Origin of the sequence: Pseudobacillus sp. 179-B 2D1 NHS, assembly GCF_045370945.1 — a bacterium.
Taxonomy (GTDB): Bacteria; Bacillota; Bacilli; order Bacillales; family Domibacillaceae; genus Pseudobacillus.
Window position 1 is genome coordinate 1 of record NZ_JBIQDP010000020.1, and the last position, 22546, is coordinate 22546.

Genomic DNA, 22546 nt, shown 5'->3' on the forward strand with positions numbered 1-22546 from the left:
TTGGAGCTCCTCATCTGTTTTAGGTCAAGTGTACGTGACCTTAATTTTTCTGTCCAGATAAGTGTAGACGCTCCAAACTGTTTGATGAAAAACTAGGAGTTGATTGGTATTTTGGCTTACCTTTATATCTTCAAACACAATGTTGTGGCCACAAAATTTGGTTTGTTAATTATGAACATCTGCATGATATAGAAGATTATATTGAAAAACATTTAAGACCCTCTGGATTATATTATCTAAGTATTAAAAGCAGACTGCCAACATGGTTGAAACTTTCAAAAAACAGAGAGGAAGTTCTTAAAACGATAAAAAAATTGAAACAAAAAGTTTAATTGGAATCTTTATTTTTGCTAAATTTGTTCTGCTGATAATAACGTCAAAAAGGAGTTTCTATCGAATGGACTTCAAACAGGTAAAACACTAAAAGTTGAAGAAATTTTGTTGAAGTCGTTGGATTCAAAGAAGACGCTGTTGTATTTGAGGTTCTGTTCACAGGTCACGAGGAAGATGAAGGAGAACTGGTGAAAGTGCCAATATGGTGTATCCATTCCAATAAAGATCAGGTAAAAAGATAGCAATATTATTAAGCTAACAGGTGTTTAATTAAATTAAGAAGCACAAAACATCTTCCAATTGAAGAGCATATATTAATGCAGTGTCGCAAGACAAGGCACTGAGAGTCCTAAAGAGAATTGAATTAAGAGTTACAACATGGTTGTATAGTTCATTCTTGTAAGAAGTACTGGAAAGATGAAACTCAATACGAAGTTACATTTACCTCTCCGTTAGATCAAAACAATTTTCCACTAGCAATTTATACATCTTTAAAATTGAGTAATAAAATTTCGGGTATTCGGATTTTATGGTGGAAAAGGGCTTATAAATCACCCTTCTCCAAATTCTTAATAAGTGTGGAAAAATCGACACCGAAGTTGTCTGTAATGTCATGATCAGTCACTTCAAACCAATTGAAAGTATCGTATAACATAGCTTTGTTAAAAGCACTCGAATTAAATCGTGGTTTACGCTTCTTATGGAGCTTCTCATTAAACAGAATTTTGGCTCGTAAGGCATCAAAAGAGTAACCTCTACCCATTCGCTCTACCTGCCTAATAATGCTATTAATTGACTCCGTATAAGCGTTAGTGAGCCTTTTATCAAAATAGTTAAATATTTCTTCTTGCCAGTTGTCTACGGCTCTCACAAGGTCTTTATAAGCGTTTTTATAGTTACTGGATATACAACGGTGTCTCCATTGACTATAACGAAGTAGACCTTCATCTGGATCAGGAGTATCCCAAATCCAGTAAAACTCTTCTTTGAGTTCATAGGCTTCTTTCAAAGAAGGAAGATTACCTAACCAAGTCTCTAAGAGGAATAATTCACGTTCATTTAGATCGTGTTTACGCTTTAGGAGGATAAACCTTTCACGCATAAGGGTATGTCTTTCTTTTTGGCTCATTTGGGCTTTCAAAGACTTTCTGACGTTATCTAATGCTTGATTAGCCATTCTAACTACATGGAACTTATCTACGACAACTTTAGCGTGTGGAAGGACAGTGTTCACTGCGTCTTTGTAGGGCTTCCACATATCCATTGTGACGTACTCAATATAAGTCCTATCACTGATTTCTGAAAGACGTTGGATGACTGTTTCCTTGTTACGGTTAGGCTTTATGTCATAGATAGTCCTACGTTCAACATTAGTCAATACAAGCCGAGGTTTACGAATAATATGTATCTCGTCTATCCCAAGCCATTTAGGAGTCTCAAACTGGTATTCACTTTCTTTGAGTGTCACATAATCCTTAAAGACGTTCCTAACGGTTTTCTCGTCAACACCAACGCTTTCTGCGACTTCTACAAAGGCCTGAGACATGGATTGCTCTTGAATGGACTTTAAAAGCCTTTTGGTCATACTACGTTTTTCATCAACGGATATTAGGCGTTCCCAGAAGGTAGATCCGCATTCACGACACTTGTATCGTCTGCGGTTCAATTGTAAGCCCACTCGCTTTAAACGAATGGGCAAATCCATAATTAGTTGTTTTCTTGAACTGTGTTTGTACAACTTATCAAAACCACATTCAGGACAACGTTCAGGTGGCTCGACTGCTTCAACTTTAAACATCATATCGGTGTCATTTTCTTGTGGTGGTTCAATTGCAGTTAGATCTGCAAGACATAGTAGGTCTGTTATGTTGTTCATCCTTTAAACAGAAGGTGGGAAATGTCCCTGCTTCGTTACTGTATAGGAACTAATATTTCACACAAATGATTATCAATCATTTGTGAAGTATATCTTTCTATAATTGGTTGTTCTCTTATTGATAAATTATTTCTTTCTATCTCAGAAAAAATATTGCCCCAAAATTCACTGACTGCCTCTTTTGTATGGTCAAGCAAGAAAACAGCATATTTCCCACCAGAAAATTCACCAACATGAGCTGGTTTTTCCACATTAAAATCTTTATTTATAACAACGCAAACATCATAACGACATTCCTCTTTAGGAGTAATGTTTGGGTTATCTTGCGGTATACCTAAAATTGTAGAATTATCAAATACATCATTCGATTTTGCCCACTTTTTAAAATTCTCCATTAATTCTTTGTTTTGCTTTTCACCATACTCCCCAACATTTCGGAAATAAGCAATCCTTGATTCAGGTAATTCTTCAATAGTTATTTTCATATTTTAATCCTCCTTTCTTAGATAAGGTAATTCGATTTAAAATGTTTTTCAAGTTCTTTTTTAAAAGATTCTGACTACAGTATGGTTTAATTAATCCATCATTCCACTATATAATCCGATTTATGATGTGATTTTTATCAAGTAATTAAAATAGTAATTCCACTATATATTCCGAAGACCCAAAATTTCTAGTGGTTGGAGTATAGTAGGTCCAGATGAATACGAAAATGGTTACTGTTCTTTTGAAGGTATTTCTGCAAAAAACAGAGTAACTGGTCTTTCTTGGGTATGCTTTAATATCACAAACGAAAAAGACCAATAAGCTTTCCATAGAAATTCAGTTACGTTAATAAAAAAGTTAGAACAAGTTTTAAAGTCCAGTGTATGAAGTATTGTAGTTGTCTTTTGTTGAAGAAGGAACAAAAATGATCAAACTTCTTTATAAACGAATCATTCAATTTAACACAAGAAGAGCATGTTTTGAGTAATCTTTTGTTTCGAAACATGCTCGTTTCTTTTGGTCGTTTATCAAGGTTAATAACATTATTTCAATTAAGCTTTATTTTAAAGCTATAGCAAGGCATTTTCAGCAACTATACGAAATCGGAATGGATATTATTTTTGATGAAAAAGTTTCTGGAGCGACAAAGGATCGTAAGCAGCTTCAAAAAATGTTAGGGAATTTACAGGAAGGGGACATTATTTATGTTACAGACTTAACTCAAATCACTAGAAGCACACAAGATTTATTTGAATTGACTGAATGAATACGAGATAAAAAGGCCAGCTTAAAATCACTCAAGGATTTATCAGAGGATAATCTATACAGTCAATTCTTAATTACAGTAATGGCTGGTGTTAGTCAATTAGAGCGTGATCTTATCCGCATAGGGAAACGCGAAGGAATTGATCTGGCTAAGAAAGAAGTAAGTTTAAAGGCCGGCTAAAGAAATATCATAAAAACCATGCAGGAATGAATTATGCTATAAAACTCTATATCGAAGGAGGCATGACTGTAAAACGAATTTGTGAAATTACAAATGTATCTAGGATTTCGTTATACAGAAAGCTTTCGGAAGGGAACAAATAGTTATACCTCATTCCATTAAGAGCAGGATTGTGGAAGAAGTATAAAACTTAAAATATATTTTATGCACAACATATTATTATCTTAAGAAATACTTCAGAATTCTACTTCTATTTTTTTAAGAAATTCCATTTAAACTTACACTTGAAGGTATTTTTGACAATTGGGGGATTTCTTATGGGTAAAGAAACAATACTTATAGTGGATGATGAAAAGGAAATCAGAGATCTTATAGAAATCTACTTAAAGAATGAAGGATACGAAGTATTACTGGCTAGCGATGGTGAAGAAGGCCTAGATATTTTGAGAAATAATGAAGTGCATTTAATTATACTTGATATAATGATGCCTAAAATAGATGGTATTCATATGTGTATAAAAGTAAGACAAATAGCTGAAATGCCGATTATTATGCTATCTGCGAAGACTCAGGATATGGATAAGATTATGGGATTAACAACAGGAGCAGACGACTATGTAACGAAACCTTTTAATCCGCTAGAATTGGTAGCCCGAATTAAATCACAGCTTCGCAGGTATATGAAGATGAGTGGCGGCATGGCTCAGAAGGAAAATGAAATTGTAATTGGAGAGATGGTAATAAGTGTATCGACACATGAAGTAATGGTTGGGAATCAGGAAGTAAAACTAACGCCAAGAGAGTTCTCAATCCTAGAACTTCTTGCCCGGAATCGTGGCATCGTATTTAGTGTGGACCAAATTTATGAAACAGTGTGGAAAGAACCGTCTTTTCAATCAGACAATACAATCATGGTGCATATTCGAAAAATCCGTGAAAAGGTTGAAGAAAACCCAAGAAAACCAAGGTATATCAAAACGGTTTGGGGAGTGGGATATAAAATTGAAAAAGAAAATTAATCCCATTCATTTTATAAAACGCCTTACTGAAAAGCTGATAACCACTATAAGCCGGAGTATTAGGATTCAGTTAATAACTACGTTTATTGTTTGTGCATTATTGGGTTTTTTTGCATCAAGAATAGCAGCGCCAGTTTTTGAAAACATAAATAAAGAGGCCACGATTGATTATAGACGTGATATGCAAAGCATTAATTGGCAAGCCAAAATTACAGCAGAAACAACAGTTAAAGAAAATACAATGGGAGCCATAAAAAAATTTATCAATGAACAAAATGAATTATTACAACAAAATAGAAACGTTTTAAAAGTGCTTGTTACAGATGAGACTGGAAAAGTATTGTATAAAACACAACAAGCACAGGAAATTCAAATTAATCTGCATGATACCATTAGTAATGTTATGTCCTTTGCTATAAACCACCCAACGTATACAAGTGGGGAGGAACCAGTATGGGAATCGCGTAAAGAGTTCATTGCGTTTTACCCACTTACAATTAAGGATAAGAACTTATATATGTTTGTAAGCGGAATTCCAGAAGGAGAGGTAACCTATAGTACAAAAGAAGGCCCTTTTCCATTTTTTATTGGGATGCTTGTTTTTATTTTTTCTTTCTTTATTATAACGAAGAGAAAGATGAAACAGATTGAAGCAATGGCACATGGTGTAAAAGAGATTGCAAAAGGAAACTTGGCTTACCGTATTGAACAAAAAGGGCAAGATGAAATTGCCTCATTAACGGAACACATCAATCATATGGCTGAAGAACTTATGAACAAAATGGAAAAAGAACGGAGATTGGAGAAGCAAAAAAATGAATTGATTACAAATGTATCACATGATTTAAGAACACCGCTGACCTCCATCATGGGTTATCTGCGCTTGCTACGTGATGGAAGATTTGAAAATAAAGAAAAAGGTAATGAATATATAAAAATTGCCTTTTCAAAATCGCAGCAATTGGAAAATTTAATCGAGGATTTGTTTGAGTACACAAAGCTTATAGATGGAAATATGTCCTTAGCTCGACATGATGTATGCATCAATAAACTCCTAGGCCAATTAATCGACGAGATCACACCGCAAGCGGAAAATCACGGCTTGTCAATTGTGAAAAGATTTCCTGATGAGCTTTTATATGCTGTTGTCGATTCCGAACAAACGGTACGACTGTTTGACAACTTACTAATGAATGCCATTAAATATAGCAAAGATAACGGAGATATTCAGGTTTTTCTTCAAAGACATCAGCATTATCTTGAAGTCTCCATCTCCAACCAAAGCGATGAATTTACCAAAGAAGAGTTAGAAAACTTATTTGAACGTTTTTACAAAAGAGATCATTCAAGAAGTAGAGTGGCTGAGGGTTCTGGACTTGGCCTTGCAATCGCAAAAAGCATTGTAGAACTGCAAGAAGGAGAGATTAAGGCGGAATATGAAAATGGAGTTGTCCAATTTATTATTTTATTGCCAATGTCACCTGAACAATAATTGTTACCTTAAAGTAGAATCATCCAAAACAAAGCATGTTTTTTCAAGGACCCTTACATTGCAAGGGTTCTTTTTTTGCAAAAGAAATGGTTATTTCTTTCATTTGTTAAGAAAAGCTTAAGAAGTTTCTTCATCTTTTATTAAGGAATGCATTTTATACTTTGGATTATCTTATGTTGTTTCAAAGAAAGCCCAAAATTTTAATAGGCAAAGAAAGGTGGAAATAAAAGATGAAGAAATGGTTACTTGGAGCACTCGTAGTGATTATTATGGGGATTGGCGTATTATCCCTTATTGGAGAGGAAAATCGGGATAGGTTTAATCCATTTATTAAAGAAAAAGATGTGTATGTACTTGTAAATAAAGAAGGAAAAACCGACCCTAATTTTAAGCATAGATATATGTTCATGTTAGATGGGGTTGATGAGTCAGGAGAGGTAGGAGAAATTAAAGTAACGTCTTCCGTTAAAAATTTCTCTAAAAATAGTTATTTGAAAGCCCATGTAAAAGGAAAATATGTTTATGAATACGAGATAGTAGCAGAGAAGGACGTGCCTGAAAAGGTAAGAGAAACGCTAAAGAAAAGATAACTTAGTGGAGGCAGGAAATATGAAGAAACTAATTGTTGAAGTTAAAAATGTACAAAAAGTATATGGCAAAAAAGGAGAAAACCAATCACATGCATTAAAAGGATTATCCTTCTCCATTCAAGATGGTGAATTCATTGGAATTATGGGACCATCTGGTTCTGGAAAAACAACATTACTAAATGTCATTTCAACACTGGATAAAGCTACAAATGGTACCGTTAAAATTGACGGCATGGATATCACGAAGATGAAACAAAGTGAACTCACTGACTTCCGATCTCAAAAGTTAGGGTTTATTTTTCAAGACTTCAACTTACTTGAAAATTTAACGATTTATGAAAATATTGCACTGCCACTCTCACTTCAAGGTGTCTCTTCAGGAAAGATTGGGCCGAAAGTGGAAAAGGTAGCGGGGGCATTAGGGATAGCAGCGATTCTTGCTAAATATCCAGCAGAGGTTTCCGGAGGACAAAAGCAACGTACAGCAGCAGCACGTGCAATTGTCCATGAGCCAGCCATTATTTTAGCAGATGAGCCAACTGGGGCGCTTGATTCAAAAAACGCAACAAGCCTTTTACGGTCGATGGAGAATTTAAATGAAGAACAAGGTGTATCAATCCTAATGGTTACCCATGACTCGTTTAGTGCAAGTTATTGTCGGCGTATTTTATTTATCCGTGATGGGGAATTATACAAAGAAATTCATCGCAATGGTACACGTGAAGCGTTTTATAAAGAAATTTTAGATGTACTTGCAGACTTAGGTACTCAAACAGCGGAAGGTGGTTCATGATGTTATTTAAACTTTCCATATCAGGACTAAAAAGTAAGTTAAAAGATTACATTGTTTTGCTTGTTGGTCTAGTTATGTCAATTGCCATTTTCTATATGTTTCAAACACTAGCTCTAAATAAAGCATTTCTTGAAGCAAACGCAACGATTAAGTCAATCGGCTATGTTTTTCAAACAGGCTCCGTCTTACTTGCCATTATAACATCTTTCTATATCTTTTATGCGAATTCTTTCTTGATGTCCCTTCGGCGGAAAGAGTTTGGAATGTACATGACATTAGGAGCGAAAAAAAATAAGATTACACTTCTAATGTTTATAGAAACAATCATTATCGGGACAGTATCACTGGTGATTGGGATTTCAGTCGGCTCAGGGCTTGCACAAGGAATTGGCAAGCTGCTTATGAAGCAGCTTGATTTTACTGCGAATGGTTATCAGGCAATATACGTTCCATCGATGACCGTTACTTGTATCTTCTTCTTTTTGTTATTTATTCTATCCGCCATTATGAATAGTATTAAATTATCGCGAATTTCAATTCTGCAGCTTGTTCACGGAGATACTTACGCTGATTCTATTATTATTAAAGGAAAAATGACTGGTATAGTTGCCCTTTTCTCGCTGATCTTATTAGGAATTGGCTATGCATCCATGGTCTATTTGGAAAATTTGAAGGAATCTGGAATTATGATCGCTATGCTTTCGACAACAGCAGGTACGTATTTGTTTTTTGAAGCCCTTTTTCCGCTGTTTGTTAAAAAGCTAAGAGCAAATAAAGCATGCAACGAAAAAGGTCTTAATGCCTTTACATTGGCACAATTAAATTTCAGAATCAACGGTTTAACAAAAGTATTGTCTACGGTAGCCATGCTAATTGCTCTTGGGGCAGGCGCCATTTCAGGTGGATGGGCCTTTAAAAATAATGTGATGACATCCGCTGATCGTTTCGAAATATATGATTCAGTAATTAACAACCCAACTCCTGAAGAAATGAAAATCCTAGATGATATTCCATTTAAAGAAAAAGGAGAATATCGTTATAAAGTGGACGATCAATTCTTTTATTATGTTAAAGAAGATCTGGAGAAATATCCGCCATTAATCCATGTTAGAAGCGGTGAGGAAAATATGGTTAAACTAAAACGTGTTTCTGAAGATCTTCCTGTGGGCTCTATTTCAGTTTACAGTCAAGAAAACAAGCAAAATACTAAGACAATTCCGGATGAATGGGAAGATGCTTTAACAAATATACAACCTATCTATATAGAGGATCTTAATAAGCCAATAAAAATTGTAGATCTAAAAATGTATCATGAATTAAAAGGCAAAACAGGTATCATTTTTACTGGCAAAACAGATGAGTTTATTGCACATACAAAAGAGTGGAAACAGCTTGATGAATTGCAGTTGGCAAAAAATAAGGATGTTAAAGCAGATGATATGCTAAGTAAATATAAAATCTATAATGAATTCTACACAGTCGCAAGTGGAACAGTATTTATGGGGTTCTTTTTAGGGTTTGCATTCTTAGCGATGATGGCGAGTTGTTTAATGTTTAAAATCCTATCTGGGGCAACATCAGATATTACCCGGTATGAAATGCTTCGTAAAATCGGAGTCCGTCGGGAGTTATTAATTAAGTCCATCTATAAAGAGTTATTCATCGTATTTTTAGTTCCAGCAATTATAGGCATGACTCATGTATTAATAGGAATGAACATTTTTGGATTTATCTTAATTGATCCTTATTATCGCATCTGGCTACCAATTGTTATTTTTTTGACCGTTTACACAGCTTATTATCTTATTACAGTTCATTTATATAAAGGACTTGTTATTCCGAAAAAAATATAACTTTTATAAATTAATTCAAGAACCGGGCACTTTATCGGAGAAAGAAAAAAGCCTAATTTCTCAATGTAAACGCTGAGAAATTGGGTTTTTTAATATAGAACTTTGTTAACGTTGTAAATTCGCATTTTTCTGGTGGTACCCCCTAAAGAACAATTGCTTTTACAGACAATCCATTTAGATTTCTCAACTTCACATTCATAAATCACCTAGTTATCTGGACTATTCTCAAATAACTCCTTACATTTTGGACATCTAAAAAAGTATGGCCATAGCCTTTTTTAAGATTTCTACTTCCTGTTTTAACCGAAGGTTTTCTTTCTGAACATCTGCTAACTCTTTCGGTGTCGGGGCCTCTTTCTCCGAATTGATGGGGTTAAAGTCTTTCCCCATTTATAAATCGTTACTTCTGATACACCATATCCGCTGCTTAATTCTTTAACTGAGCTGCCGGAAGGATATAAATCCACAATTGTTTTCTTAAAGTCATCATTATATTTTTTGCCTGTAGGCTTACGTTCCCATTCGGACACATTCTCTCAAAATGATTGTAAGGGCTTAACTAAACTGTGACCACAAAACTATACTAACTCCAGCACTTAAACTAACGGGGGCTTTAGTTAAAGAAGGAATACTAGAAGGACTCTACAGGACAGGGTTCTTTTTGTTTGCCCAAAAATCAACACCATCGTTTAACAAATCTTTCGCTGTAAGGATAAGGTTACGTTCGTAAAAGTATACTTTTGCGCAAAAACCTTTCAGTATGCCTAAGCAACTGAGGCGAAAAGGCTCAGGTCTGTTGTGATGTGACTTTGACATAAAGTTTGATCATTTATAAAAAAGTCTGATCGTTTATAAAAAAGTCTGATCGTTTATAATAAAGTTTGATCAAAAATCCTGTATTGAAGTGCAGGTTTTTTTCTTATTCCGCAAATGGGCCATTTAATTGAATACAACTTAAGTGTATATTTGTAACAGAAGATTTTTCATGCCTTATTAAGCAAGAAAGGAAATGAAAATGCGAATTTTATCAGCCAGCCAGCTACAAGAAAACAAGGTCAATGATTTTTTTATTGAACATTGGGGAAGCCCGGAAATGGTCATTTCGAGCGGGATATTTGATTGTACAAAATTAAAAGGGTTTGCCGTAGTAAACGAAAAAGAAGTAATAGTTGGATACATAACATACGTTATTGGCTCGAATGAGTGTGAAATAATTTCTTTAGATAGCATTGAAGAAGGGAAAGGGATTGGATCGGCTTTACTTCAAAAGGTGGAACAGACGGCAAAAGAAGAAGGCTGCAATATGATAAAACTGATCACCACGAATGATAATTTACATGCGTTAAAATTTTATCAAAAACGAGGCTATTATTTAACAGAACTTTATAGAGGTGCTGTTGTTGAGGCGAGAAAACTAAAGCCTGAAATTCCTGACCTGGGTAATGACGGTATCCCAGTTCACGATGAAATCCTTCTCACTAAACTGTTAGATTAACGAGCATAGTTAAAGTATTAGAAACAGCTATCTCAATGTCTACTAGAGTTCCAGCTGTTAGGAAAATCAATTACTTCCAGCTTTTTTCTTATCTCTAAACTCTGGTTTAATGCGTCCATAAGCTTCTGATCTCGAGCCTCTAGTTTATGGTCTATGTATTCTTGTTGCTTTTTCATCTGTTCAAGCAATTTCTCAGTCATTTCTCTTTGTTTTCTCATCTCTTTTCGAAGTTGTACAAAGGCTTCTCCTTGCTTTTGTATGACTTCTGATAGATTTATGTTCACCTGTTTCTCATCCTCTTCTACAGTTATACTTATGGGTACTCTTAGACTCGACAAAGCATTATCTACTTCTTCAACATTCTTGCCCTCTGAATACAAGTTCCTAATCTTTTGGATAATCTCTATGGATTCATCTGAAACAAGGCAGAAGTTGTATTTTTTCACGAGAAGATGAGGGGAATGCTTATTCATATACCGTCTGGTTGTTAACCAATTTCCCACTTTTTTATGTTGTTTTATTCTAGCAAATATAAGGGATAACCTCCACTTTTCTCATGAGAATTCTCATGAGTTTTCTCGCTTGCTCATGTATTTGGAAAATCAATAATCATTCGTGCAAGGGTAGAAAAGAACTTCAATAATTAACTAAATGAGGGTATTGTGGTAATATATGGGTTGTGGTGATTGTGGGATAATTAGGAGGAATTCATTTGTCGAGGGATAATATAAAAGGGTTAATTTTTCTTTCAATTTTATTAGTAGTAGGAGGTTTCATTCTAATGTTTTCAAGTGTTTCTTTTGGAACCTCTTTAGGCGATTCATGGCTGATGAAGCAAAACGAAGGGATGGCTGATACTCATCAATACAACATGATTATTAAGACATATATAAATAACTTTGTCATTATTGGTAGTATATCGTTGTGCTTTGGCTTACTACTAGCTATGCTCACTTATTTTACACCTTTGTTTTTAAGAAAAAATAAGAGGAATTAAAAAAATATCCGGTTTCTATATACATAAACGGTTTTTAGTTAATGAAGAAGGGCATGGAGGGGTTTTTTGATAAAAAGAATGCTTTTGATTTTTATCGCAGTACTTGTTCTTTTATTTCTCATAAGTTCACCGATTATATTTCAGGAAGGAAACCCTGTTCCCCTTGCTATTGGCATGGCAAAGTTACAAATCACTGATGAGAGTGTTGTAGGAATCCCAGGTGAGACCAAGCGGGAGCCTCTCTCTTTTTTACCAAAAACAGTAAAAATTTGGTTGTCGAAAGTGCCATGTATACAACAAAATATAGAGTTTATACATTTGTGCAATAAGACCTAATGCCACATAATGATGATCGTGTTGTACTCGAAATGATAAAGTCTAAGCTATTTTACTATGTGTTTATTGAATTAACAGAGAAGATCAGTTCGTAAGAGGCAAGTCATAGATGTGCAGAGATAATAAAGTTCTTTAATTTACAATAAAGTCATTTAAAAAATAATATAGTTATTTATACTTGTGTTCTACAACTGAGCCAGATTGTTTAAGAAATGAGGAATGATAATGTGAAAAAACGATGGGCTTCTTGGTGGATTGCCAACATTATTTGGGTTGTCCTTTTTGCAGCAGGAACAGTGGTTGTTTGGACAAGAGAGGTTGATGGCGCTGGTGTTACTCAAACACCTGAGCTAAAACTAGTTGCTTTTATAGTATTATTGATTGCGTTTATAATTCCACTGAGTATACAGATTGTATGGCTGGTTGTTAATTTGAAAAAGGTTAAAAAAAATTAAGCAAAAGGCGCAATCCTGAAAAAGGATAGGGGCTATTTTTTCAATCTCCTGTTTGGCTGTTCACAGTACAATTTATCTATATAAGAATAAGTAAAATATTGGAGGTAGTAGTTTGGATTCGATTACTCATACCTTATTCGGACTAACATTGTACGGAGCAGTTGATAAAAGAAACTTGGATAAAAATCATAAACGTGCTTATTTGGTGACAACGGTAGGAGCAAGCTTAATTCCCGATATAGATGTTATTTCTCGTTTGTGGGATACTTCAGGGCAATATCAGATGTGGCATAGAGGTATCACGCATTCTATTTTCCTAACACCGCTATGGGCAGTCTTATTCTTTTTGATTTGTGCTGCCATTTTCAAGATAAAAGATAAAAAGCTATTTTTACTTGGATGGTTGGCTGTGTTTATTCATGACACTAGTGATCTGTTTAATGCTTGGGGGACAGGTTATTTGGAACCTTTTTCAAATAATCGAATTACCTTCGGAACCATCCCCATTATTGATTTTGTATTCTGGATCACCATGGGGATTGCTTTTATTTTATCGAAAAAAAACAAACAAAAGTCGCCTTATTATTTTAAAATGGCTTGGGCATTTATGAGTCTTCATCTTATTATTCAAAGTACCCAAGGGTTCCTCATTTATAACCAATATGATGAAAAATATGATCAGGTCGCTCTTTCTGCTGATTTTGTCCCTTGGACATATTCAGTCATTGTTAAACAAAATGATACCGTGACTATTTTTCAGGATAATCTATTTCAGGAAGAGAAAGAACAATCTGTTTTATTTTCTAATAAAGATGCGGATCTTGACTATTTATTCTCTCAACGTCCTGAAGCCAAAACACTCTATGAATGGTCACCTTTTGTTGTTTTAGTAGATGATGGGAAGATGTTGGGATTATACGATCCACGTTTTTACCGTGATGGACAGTCGTTTCTATTTGAATATATTGAAAAATAAAACGGAGTAGGATTAACTAATGATGATTCTACTTCTCTCAAGTCATTTATGAACAGCATTATATATAAAAAATTAGTCTACATCATGAATAACATAGGTAGAAAGTGATCCATCTTTTTTATAAAAACCAACGTTAAATCTGCTGGATAAGAATCGATTTTTGATTCCTCTTTTTTCAAAATCGATTCTTTTTTATTTCTAGCAAAATGCTGGCTTATAGGGCAGTTTTGATCAAACTTACTTTAAAGCAACGCTTTCATTAGAGATTCCCTTTCTGTTAAGTGCTATTTTGCATACCCAACTTTGAAGCTTGAGTGCTAAATTATTTACATTTAATCATTTTTAGAACTATTTAGATCTACCTAGCAAAAAGGCGGCTGCTTATTGTTAAGTAATTACACTCCACTCCACTGTAGAAGATCAAAGGCCATTAAAGATGTGGTACATTTATTGAACTTCGGCAGCAGTACATTAAATAATAGAGAAGGATATTTTATGCTATGTAATTGTACATGCTAGAATTAAAGAAAGAAAAATAATTGAGGGACTTAAGATCGGAGTGGTAAAGAGAGTAGCCCAAATTAAAGTTTAGAAGGTGTTGTTTATGCCAGACTGGTCTTATCATCCATTGAAAAAATTTTTACTGGATAAAATAAGCCCGAAAACAAGCAGAGAGTTTCTTCATAAATCTATGAGTGCAATAGCATCTACTCCTGGCGGTCGAGGTCTTATTGGGTTTTTAGGGCATATGAATCCCCCAAGGGAATTTCAGAAGGAAATTTATCATACTAGATTTCCTTCTCCTATTGGATTAAGTGGCCATATTGATCCTAATTTGTCAGGTGTTAAAGCCTTCCAAGAGTTGGGGTTTGGATTTGTGGAAATAGGGCCAATCGTATTAAACGAACCTAAAAATCAAATAAAACCAAGAAGAGAAAATAGTCATATTTTGTTTTCTAATCATCAAGAGAAAGTTCCTCTCAAACTGGCGATCAAAAAACTAACAAGATTGAACATTCGAATTCCCGTATTTGCCAAGATAGATGCACAAGTAAAAAGAAATGAATGGGACATAATTGTACAACATTTAACACCTTTTGTAGATGCTTTTGTCGGAACAAGCGAGCAGATTATCCCATACGTAGAGGAAAGTTTAATATGTTTAGAGCATTCTTTTTATGTATCTTTTTCTGCTGAAGAAATGAACGAAAAAAAATCAGAAATAGGGACATTAATACAGCATACAAGTATTGGGGGTATTGTCATAGAGGCTCCTCGTCGAATTGAGGGCAGTTATTGGCATGAAGTTGCAAATGCAAATGAATGCCTAGCTAAATTGGTAAAACAGGTTAAAGATTTACATCCCAAGCTAATGATCATAACTTCTGGTGGAGTGGAGACACCGGAGGAGGCTTGTGCTTTAGTTGGTGCTGGTGCAGATCTGTTAATGCTAACAGATGGATATGTAAAAGCTGGGCCAGGGTTACCGAAGCGAATTCATGAACGATTATTATATGAAAAAGTCCAACCTATTAAAAATCCAAACTGGTACTGGTCATTTCTATTTGGTCTCTCCATATTAGTTGGAGGAATCATCGCCTTATATATTGCATTCACAAGTATTGTCCTCCCTTATGATGAATCGTTTATCGGACTGTCAAAAGCCGATATCTTTCAAATAAATCCTCTCATCTTATCATTTATGTCACATGACAGAATAGCGCTGGCTGGAACAATGATATCTGGAGGAATATTGTATATCCAGCTTGCCCGACACGGAATTAAATATAACATGCATTGGGCAAGGATTGCTTTTCATAGTGCAGCAATCATAGGATTTCTTGGTATTTTTCTTTTTATCGGCTTCGGTTACTTTGATTGGTTACACGGTTTATTTTGGCTGTTCTTATTGCCGATATATTATTTTAGTTTTAGGGAAGGAAAAAGAGTCACAGGTACCCCGTCCTCCATTCATGGAAAGAATGATAAAGAGTGGCAATACGGCCTTTATGGACAACTCATGTTTATTACACTAGGATTTTTAATATTAGCAGGCGGTATAGTGATCTCTACAATAGGTGCATCCAAAGTTTTTGTGCCAACAGATCTAAGCTTCTTGTGCATGTCATCTCAGATGTTAGATCGTATTAGTAACAATTTGATTCCCCTTATTGCACATGACCGAGCAGGATTTGGCAGTGCCCTTGTAAGTGTTGGTTTGCTTGTTCTAATGATTTCCTTGTGGGGGTTCAGAAAAGGGGAACAATGGGTTTGGAATACCCTTGCTGCCGGGGCATTACCTGCGTTTATAGCTGGGATTGGAACCCATATATATATTGGATATACAACCTTTATACATTTACTTCCCGTTTACTTTTTAGTCATTTTATATGTATTCGGATTAGTATTATCTTATCCTTTCTTAAAAAGGAAATAAAGCCAGCTGTACTCAAAAATGGATACGGCTTTCACATAAGATAATGATAGATCTACAAGAAAATCCTCTCAGCATGCAATCACGTCCGTTTGCTGGAGATCAAAGATCTTTGAAGTTAGTTTTACTCATTGAACTTTTAGCCTCCGCTATTTCAAAAAGAACATCATGAAAGGATAAGTAATTAAACCGATTACTTATCCAAGAATTCGGCTTGATCACTGAATAAATTAGGAGAGTTCTTTTCATTCATTTTATAAATAAGATTCCATAAAGCGTAAAAGCCCTGCTCCGTGTGAACAGGGCTTTTCGTAATTAAACAATATTCCTATCTTTCTTTATGATTTCAGAGATCAATGTTGATTAAACGAAGTTGTTTGCTGATTCTGTTGGTTTTGCTGAGATTGCTGGGAACTTAATTGTTTTAGTTGCTGCTGAGATTGGTCAATCTGTTGAGTCATTTGATTAAGGACATTAAATGATTGGAGGTTTTGCCCCACACCTTGCAGCATTTGAGCTGCTTGTTGGATGGTTCCCTGAAGTTGCTGAAAAGTTTGTTATAGTCTTTCATTTAAAGGAACAATAAAGTTGTTTTTCGCTGATGAATCCTCATTTTAGGATTTTCTATAATCGTTCATTTATCTTCTATAAATTTTAAAAATCTATGGTTCCATATATTTTCATAAAAATCAATCGTCTCTTTTGCAGACATAAATGGATTATTCAAAGTAGAGGTTGCTTTCTGTACCATGAAATTTTCGTATCCTAATCCATGAGCAAATTTAATCGTAGCATCCATACAGTATTCTGTTTGAGCACCACAAAATTCAATACTCTGTACAGTTAACTGGTCTAAAAGACTTTTTAAGTTTGTTTTGTAAAAAGAATTCGCATGTATTTTTCTTACAAAAAAATCTTGTTCTTGAACATCTAGATTGGCATGAATAGCCCATGGTTCTTCTTCAGGTACTAATTCTTCATCACAGTGTTGAACAAAAATGATTGGTTTATGTAATTTTCTATATGAAGTGATTCTATCATTTACTTTATTAAGAAAATTTTGTAAATCAAATAAATGATCTCCACTGTAACAAACACCATTTTGTATATCTATAACGATTAAAACATCAGCACAAGTCTCCATTATTTTACCTCTTTCATTTTGCAATATGCTAATGATTCTATCAATTAGGGATATACTATACAAGCAACATAAAAAGGTGATATGAATCTCTAATTTCATATTATTTTTTAAAATAACTATTTTATTTGTTAAATGACTTTATTATTCGTACACAGTTGAGAAGAAGAAATCTTTAGTTAATGCTCACTAATAAAGACTTTATTTATTATCTCCTCTACTTTGAGTAGTCGTTGTTAAAGTCTTTTCTTGATTAAGTCCTCTATATAAGGTTGCTGCGGGTACTCCCGTCGCTTCCTGTATTTCTTTGACACTCATTCTTTGCGAACGATACAGGGCCATTGCTTGATGCAGCTTTTGCTGATTAACCTTTGGTCGTCCGTCTTTTCTTCCTCTAGCACGCGCTGCTTTCAATCCGGCCATCGTTCGTTCACGAATAATATCTCGTTCAAATTCCGCCAGAACTGATAACATTCCAAACATTGCTTTACCTGCAGCTGTACCGGTATCTATTTTATCTTGAATACTGACAAATTCTACTTCTTTCTCACATAGTTCATCTGCAATCTCAATCCGGCGTTTTGTGGACCTAGCCAGACGGTCTAATTTGTAGACCACAAACTTATCCCCGGCACGCAGCATCCTCAATGCCTGTTTTAATTCTTCTCGATCGTCTTGCACGCCCGATACTTTCTCTTTGAAAATTTCATCACAACCAAATTCATTCAAGGCGTCTAATTGTAAATCCAATGACTGATCAATTATACTAACCCTTGCGTACCCAATTATTATAAGACGTTCCCCTTTAAATCATTTTCCTTTCTTCTTTTCTATCAAAAAACATCCCTTTTAGAAATATAGATTTTGATATAAGTTTTGATATGAAAATCCTTAAATTTCGAGAATATTTGTCACTTTTGGAGTTATTTTGCACCCGTTTTAAGTGCTATTTTGCACTATAAATCAATATAAAAAGTCCAATTTCTCAACATTAAAATTAAGAAATTGGACCAGTTGCTTACTTCACAAACGCGCCCGATAGTTGAATACCACGCTATTCTTTTAAGGTACTTCCTGAGACATTGACTCTCTTTGATGCAAAGAAATACACGAATACATAAACAAATAAACTTCCAATTAAAAGATAGTAAATTTTAGCAGTAGAAGTATGAATAAGCATAGCGAAATACAGAATAAATAATTGTGCATATAATATAACCAAAACAAACACTAAGAAAGAGTTATTTATCTGGGATTTAGAAATAGGGTAAAGTAATGCACTTTGTTTAATTTCATGTTGTAAAGGAATTACTTGAAGTCCAGTCATAAATAAAATTAGGAGATTAAAAATCCAACCACTTGTTGGTATAGCATAATTAACAAATATGCCAATTAAAGTCAATCTCAAATAAAGGTAAAAGTAATCATTGTATCTTACAAACAAGTGTGAGTATAAATATACGAATGTGCTGCTTTGACTATATGGGATACACCTTTTCAGAATCAAAGTAAGCAAACGTCTATTCCTAAAAAAACGTTTAAGATTGGGGACATCCATAAAAAGATTAATAAATTTAAAGTTTTGTAATAATGCACTTTCTTCTTCATCTATTAGCCACTGCCAATTCAAATTTCTTTTTTTTCCTATAAAATAAATTAAATAGACGAAATTTACACTCATTAAAACAAGTGCAAAAATCCAGTTATTTTTTAACAAAAAATAACACGTTAAATATATTGAAAAAAACCTATTTAACCTATGTAACACAAATTGTACATGGTTCTCTAACCATTGTTCATCCCACTTCATTAAAATGTTATAAGCAGCAATCCCCACTATAAAAAAAAGAAAGGGAAGATTTATATTAGGTGTGTGCAAAAATAGGGATAAAAAAACAGTTATGAAACTTACTAATTTAATAACATCAATAACAAAATTATATATAAACGATTTAATAAAATACGACTTTAATCCCCAGTCTAATGGCAACAAAAACATTATATCTGCCCTTTTAGTAAATGTACGAACTTTTGTCTGTATTAAAATGTAGGTTACAAATAGTGATAGGATTACTTCAACAGATATTTGAGGAGGTATCCACTGAAGAAATAAATTAAAATAATATATAAAGATACTGCTAATGATCAGAAAAAAATAAACAACATTCGCACCAATTATTGAATAGTACCTGAACATTTTTCTATAATATTCCTGAACCCTTAAACCCCATAATGTTTTTATATCCATAAATATACCTGTACTTTCATGAATTTTACTAAAAACATAGGATGCATTAACCATTTCATCTATCCTCACTGCAATGTATGAATTGCTTAGCCCTGAATTCATTTCTTAATGTCACTCATATATATTAAAGTTCTTCCACAAGCCTGCTTGCATTAGCTGAAGTACATGTAACCTACACCAACATAAATTACCATTTTGTTTAGAAGTGTTATTCCATTAAAGGTAGCCTGATTGCTGAACAAGATTAAAAAGCGCCCTTTAAGCAAAATGATAACATGTTAATATTTTACAAGCTAGATATATGTAACAAAACTCGTAGTTTAAGGAACGGTAGGGGAAATTTATTGTGCTAGATGGTATAGGTGAATCGTTAATGGCTTATTCTCATTTATTTCTTGTTTATTGTCCTAAATGTAACAGCTGTGAAAGAATTTTTACTCTAGAAAATGCTAAAGGTCGGAATGAACCAAGGGATATAGGGCACGAATCCAAGCGATTAGTGTGTAGCAAATGTGGTTTCATGAAAGATATACATCCAAAGAGAAGATGGGATAACCTATGGGCATTCAGCCATGAACTGTTCGATGAAAAACTAGGAGTTGATTGGTATTTTGGCTTACCTTTATATCTTTAAACACAATGTTGTAGCCATAAAATTTGGTTTTTTAATTATGAACATCTGCATGATATAGAAGATTATATTGAAAAGCATTTAAGACCCTCTGGATTATATTATCTAAGTATTAAAAGCAGACTGCCAACATGGATGAAACTGTCAAAAAACAGAGAGGAAGTTCTTAAAATGATAAGAAAATTGAAACAAAAAGTTTAATTGGAATTTTTATTTTTGCTAAATTTGTTCTGCTGATAATAACGTCAAAAAGGTATAGCTTTGAAATAAAGTCACGATAAACGTAAGTTTGAGCTAAGCGATTGCCATTTTAATTTAAACGTTCTCATTGATTTTAATATTACACTTATGTAATATTACGATACAGTATAATAAAGCGAAAGGATATTTTATGGAAATTACTAATGTTGAATTTATGCTATTACAGATTATCTGCGAACAGAAGACGGTCTCTGGTTATGAAATTAACCATTTAATAAAAGAACGAGGATATAGGGAGTGGGGAGATATTGGTACTACATCTATTTATGTTGGTTTAAAAAAATTAAGTAAAAAACAACTTGTAAATTCCTATCTAGATACAACAAAACAAGGTAAAGGACCGATGCCAAGAAAATTTGAAGTAACAGCTAATGGTGTAAAACTACTAAAAAAAAATACTTTGGAATCTCTATCATCTTCAAGGGAAAGGGATAATAGATTTGATTTAGCTCTTGGGGGCATTCCGTTCTTAACTACAGAGGAAGTTTTGGCAGCACTTCAAAAAAGAAAAGTTTTCCTTTCTGAAGTTGCTAAAAATATTAATAAAAAATTTGATTCTCAAGGTGGAATAAGATTACCTGTTCACGTACAAGCATTATTCAGACATCCTCTTTTATTAATTAAAAATGAAATTGAATTTATGGATATCTTAATAACGGATTTATTGGAAAAAAGTGATAATAAGGAGGATGGATAAATGTTAATAGAGAATTTCTCACCTTTTTCAGGACAACACTGTGAGACTACTGCTACCGGAAGTTTGCTGAAAAGTTTAGGAATTGAAATGTCTGAAGCGATGTTGTTTGGCATTGGTGAAGGATTAGGTTATATATATTGGGACATGAAAAACATGGCTTTTCCGTTTCTTGGAGGAAGAGTTAAACCAGATCTTCTCACTAACAAAATTGTAAACAATTTACATCTACGAATGGATGTAAAAGAAACTTCTTCCCAAAAAAAGGCGTGGGAAAATGTTAAACAAAATATAGATAAAGGAATTATAGTAGGGTTGAAGCTTGACAGTTATTACTTAGATTATTTTACTAATAAGGTACATTTTGCTGGCCATTATGTGGCCATGTATGGATATGACGATCATATTGCCTACCTAGTTGATACCAAACAACAGGGTGGTTTAGTAAAAACAAGTCTCGAAACTTTGGCATTGGCAAGAAGCGAAAAAGGTCCAATGTCTTCAAAAAATCTATCTTATACGATCAAGAAAAAAGAGGTTATACCAAATTTAAAGGATGTGATTACAAAAGCAATCAAAAATAACGCTATTGCTTATGCTAATCCTCCTATAACAAATTTGGGCTATAAAGGGATTAAGAAAACAAGTGTAGAGATTAATAAATGGTTTGAGAGAAGTAAAAATATTGAAAATGACTTAGTATTAACAGCTACTCTAATGGAGCGTGGGGGAACCGGAGGCTCCCTCTTTAGAAATATTTACAGGGATTTCTTAAAAGAATGTTTAAGCATATTTGATAATGCTCTTTTACAAAACGCCTACAACCTATTTACCGAAATTGCGCCAATGTGGGAGGAAACATCTAAGCTTATCAAAAAGGCTGGAGAAACTCATGAATTACTATTCTTAAATCAGGCTTCCGATCTTCTTTTAGAGTTATCAAACAAAGAATATGATGCAATGAAGCAACTATCAAAAATCAGTTGAAAGTAGTGTATCCAGAAAAGATTGAATTTAGAGAAATGTGGCTTCAGACTTATTGGTGAGGACAGTGCGTTTTCTAATAAATAGGCCGGAGATGTGGAGGAAAAGATACCCACCCATAATTAAAGAAACTTTAAAGTATAGTGTTTATTGCTTTTGCATTACACGAAAATTGATATGTCAGATGAAATATTTGTGATTGATGTAGATGGTTATATTAGCAATAGTACAAATAAAGGAGTAGAATATGCTAAAAAACAGGAAAAACAATTTGTTATTATTCTATAGGAATTGATTTAAGTAAACAGAAAATTACTCAATAATCGAGGGTTTTTATAGAACATCTATGAAGCGTTACCTTAGTCAACGTTCTTCCGCAATCGGGCGCGGTTGTGGATTAACATAGAAAGGAAATGTGCAAACTTTTTTATAAAAGAATGAGTCAATTTAAAATATTAAGAGCGTGTTTTGATCAATCTTTTTTCAAAACACGCTCTTTTCTATGT

The 22546-nt window shown here is 33.9% G+C and carries 19 protein-coding genes and 2 pseudogenes; 14 read left to right on the forward strand and 7 right to left on the reverse strand.

Features of this window, described 5'->3' with window-relative positions:
* Positions 1-877: 877 nt before the first annotated feature.
* Together ACH0BF_RS17850 and ACH0BF_RS17855 are read right to left on the reverse strand one after the other, a co-directional pair.
* Entirely contained in the window at positions 878-2200 is a 1323-nt protein-coding gene (locus ACH0BF_RS17850) for an ISL3 family transposase (protein WP_340856931.1), read from the reverse strand.
* A gap of 44 nt (positions 2201-2244) precedes the next feature.
* A complete protein-coding gene (locus ACH0BF_RS17855; protein WP_340856652.1) occupies positions 2245-2694 on the reverse strand; it encodes an AraC family transcriptional regulator in 450 nt (149 codons plus the stop codon).
* Between the two features lie 527 nt (positions 2695-3221).
* Between ACH0BF_RS17855 and ACH0BF_RS17860 the strand changes: the two are divergent.
* From ACH0BF_RS17860 to ACH0BF_RS17885, 6 genes and pseudogenes are all read left to right on the forward strand, one after another.
* Positions 3222-3784 (forward strand): annotated as a pseudogene (locus ACH0BF_RS17860) (recombinase family protein).
* Positions 3785-3958: 174 nt separating this feature from the next.
* Positions 3959-4660, forward strand: coding sequence for a response regulator transcription factor (locus ACH0BF_RS17865; protein WP_406909915.1), 702 nt, complete (start codon positions 3959-3961; stop codon positions 4658-4660).
* Entirely contained in the window at positions 4644-6152 is a 1509-nt protein-coding gene (locus ACH0BF_RS17870) for a HAMP domain-containing sensor histidine kinase (protein WP_340856648.1), read from the forward strand. Before ACH0BF_RS17865 ends, ACH0BF_RS17870 begins: the two co-directional genes overlap by 17 nt.
* 230 nt (positions 6153-6382) lie before the next feature.
* Positions 6383-6742, forward strand: a complete 360-nt coding sequence (locus tag ACH0BF_RS17875; protein WP_120038705.1) for a YxeA family protein — start codon at positions 6383-6385, stop codon at positions 6740-6742.
* Positions 6743-6761: 19 nt separating this feature from the next.
* Complete coding sequence (locus ACH0BF_RS17880; protein WP_406909916.1) at positions 6762-7535, forward strand: ABC transporter ATP-binding protein; 774 nt, start codon at positions 6762-6764, stop codon at positions 7533-7535.
* Positions 7535-9388 (forward strand): ABC transporter permease, encoded by a 1854-nt coding sequence (locus ACH0BF_RS17885; protein WP_406909966.1) that lies wholly within the window; start codon positions 7535-7537, stop codon positions 9386-9388. Before ACH0BF_RS17880 ends, ACH0BF_RS17885 begins: the two co-directional genes overlap by 1 nt.
* Positions 9389-9661: 273 nt before the next feature.
* On the opposite strand, the pseudogene ACH0BF_RS17890 reads toward ACH0BF_RS17885, so the two are convergent.
* Positions 9662-9918: pseudogene (locus ACH0BF_RS17890) on the reverse strand (transposase); the annotation flags it as partial.
* 485 nt (positions 9919-10403) lie between these two features.
* Here ACH0BF_RS17890 and ACH0BF_RS17895 point away from each other — a divergent pair.
* The gene (locus tag ACH0BF_RS17895) at positions 10404-10883 is read left to right on the forward strand and encodes a GNAT family N-acetyltransferase (protein ID WP_406909967.1); all 480 of its coding nucleotides are present in this window, start codon (positions 10404-10406) and stop codon (positions 10881-10883) included.
* A gap of 32 nt (positions 10884-10915) precedes the next feature.
* On the opposite strand, the gene ACH0BF_RS17900 is transcribed toward ACH0BF_RS17895, so the two are convergent.
* Positions 10916-11167 carry a hypothetical protein gene (locus ACH0BF_RS17900; protein WP_406909917.1) on the reverse strand — a complete coding sequence of 84 codons (252 nt, stop codon included), beginning with the start codon at positions 11165-11167 and terminating at the stop codon, positions 10916-10918.
* 428 nt (positions 11168-11595) lie between these two features.
* Here ACH0BF_RS17900 and ACH0BF_RS17905 point away from each other — a divergent pair, with 428 nt between their 5' ends.
* The 5 genes from ACH0BF_RS17905 to ACH0BF_RS17925 all read left to right on the forward strand — a co-directional run bounded on the left by ACH0BF_RS17905 (position 11596) and on the right by ACH0BF_RS17925 (position 16084).
* Complete coding sequence (locus ACH0BF_RS17905; protein WP_340856641.1) at positions 11596-11880, forward strand: hypothetical protein; 285 nt, start codon at positions 11596-11598, stop codon at positions 11878-11880.
* A gap of 66 nt (positions 11881-11946) precedes the next feature.
* Entirely contained in the window at positions 11947-12216 is a 270-nt protein-coding gene (locus ACH0BF_RS17910) for a hypothetical protein (RefSeq protein ID WP_406909918.1), read from the forward strand.
* A gap of 227 nt (positions 12217-12443) precedes the next feature.
* Positions 12444-12671 (forward strand): DUF3923 family protein, encoded by a 228-nt coding sequence (locus tag ACH0BF_RS17915; protein ID WP_340856639.1) that lies wholly within the window; start codon positions 12444-12446, stop codon positions 12669-12671.
* 112 nt (positions 12672-12783) lie between these two features.
* The gene (locus ACH0BF_RS17920; RefSeq protein WP_406909919.1) at positions 12784-13647 is read left to right on the forward strand and encodes a metal-dependent hydrolase; all 864 of its coding nucleotides are present in this window, start codon (positions 12784-12786) and stop codon (positions 13645-13647) included.
* A gap of 604 nt (positions 13648-14251) precedes the next feature.
* Positions 14252-16084: a dihydroorotate dehydrogenase gene (locus ACH0BF_RS17925; protein ID WP_406909920.1), complete on the forward strand. Its 1833-nt coding sequence runs from the start codon at positions 14252-14254 to the stop codon at positions 16082-16084.
* 631 nt (positions 16085-16715) lie between these two features.
* On the opposite strand, the gene ACH0BF_RS17930 is transcribed toward ACH0BF_RS17925, so the two are convergent.
* From ACH0BF_RS17930 to ACH0BF_RS17940, 3 genes are all read right to left on the reverse strand, one after another.
* On the reverse strand, positions 16716-17225 hold the full coding sequence (locus tag ACH0BF_RS17930; protein WP_406909921.1) for a cysteine hydrolase family protein: 510 nt from the start codon (positions 17223-17225) through the stop codon (positions 16716-16718).
* 198 nt (positions 17226-17423) lie between these two features.
* On the reverse strand, positions 17424-18014 hold the full coding sequence (locus ACH0BF_RS17935) for a recombinase family protein (RefSeq protein ID WP_406909968.1): 591 nt from the start codon (positions 18012-18014) through the stop codon (positions 17424-17426).
* A 262-nt stretch (positions 18015-18276) separates the two neighbouring features.
* Positions 18277-19572, reverse strand: a complete 1296-nt coding sequence (locus ACH0BF_RS17940) for an ABC transporter permease (protein WP_406909922.1) — start codon at positions 19570-19572, stop codon at positions 18277-18279.
* 920 nt (positions 19573-20492) lie between these two features.
* Here ACH0BF_RS17940 and ACH0BF_RS17945 point away from each other — a divergent pair.
* Both ACH0BF_RS17945 and ACH0BF_RS17950 read left to right on the forward strand, forming a co-directional pair.
* Positions 20493-21059 carry a PadR family transcriptional regulator gene (locus tag ACH0BF_RS17945; RefSeq protein ID WP_406909923.1) on the forward strand — a complete coding sequence of 189 codons (567 nt, stop codon included), beginning with the start codon at positions 20493-20495 and terminating at the stop codon, positions 21057-21059.
* The gene (locus ACH0BF_RS17950) at positions 21060-22043 is read left to right on the forward strand and encodes a BtrH N-terminal domain-containing protein (protein ID WP_406909924.1); all 984 of its coding nucleotides are present in this window, start codon (positions 21060-21062) and stop codon (positions 22041-22043) included.
* Positions 22044-22546: the final 503 nt, after the last annotated feature.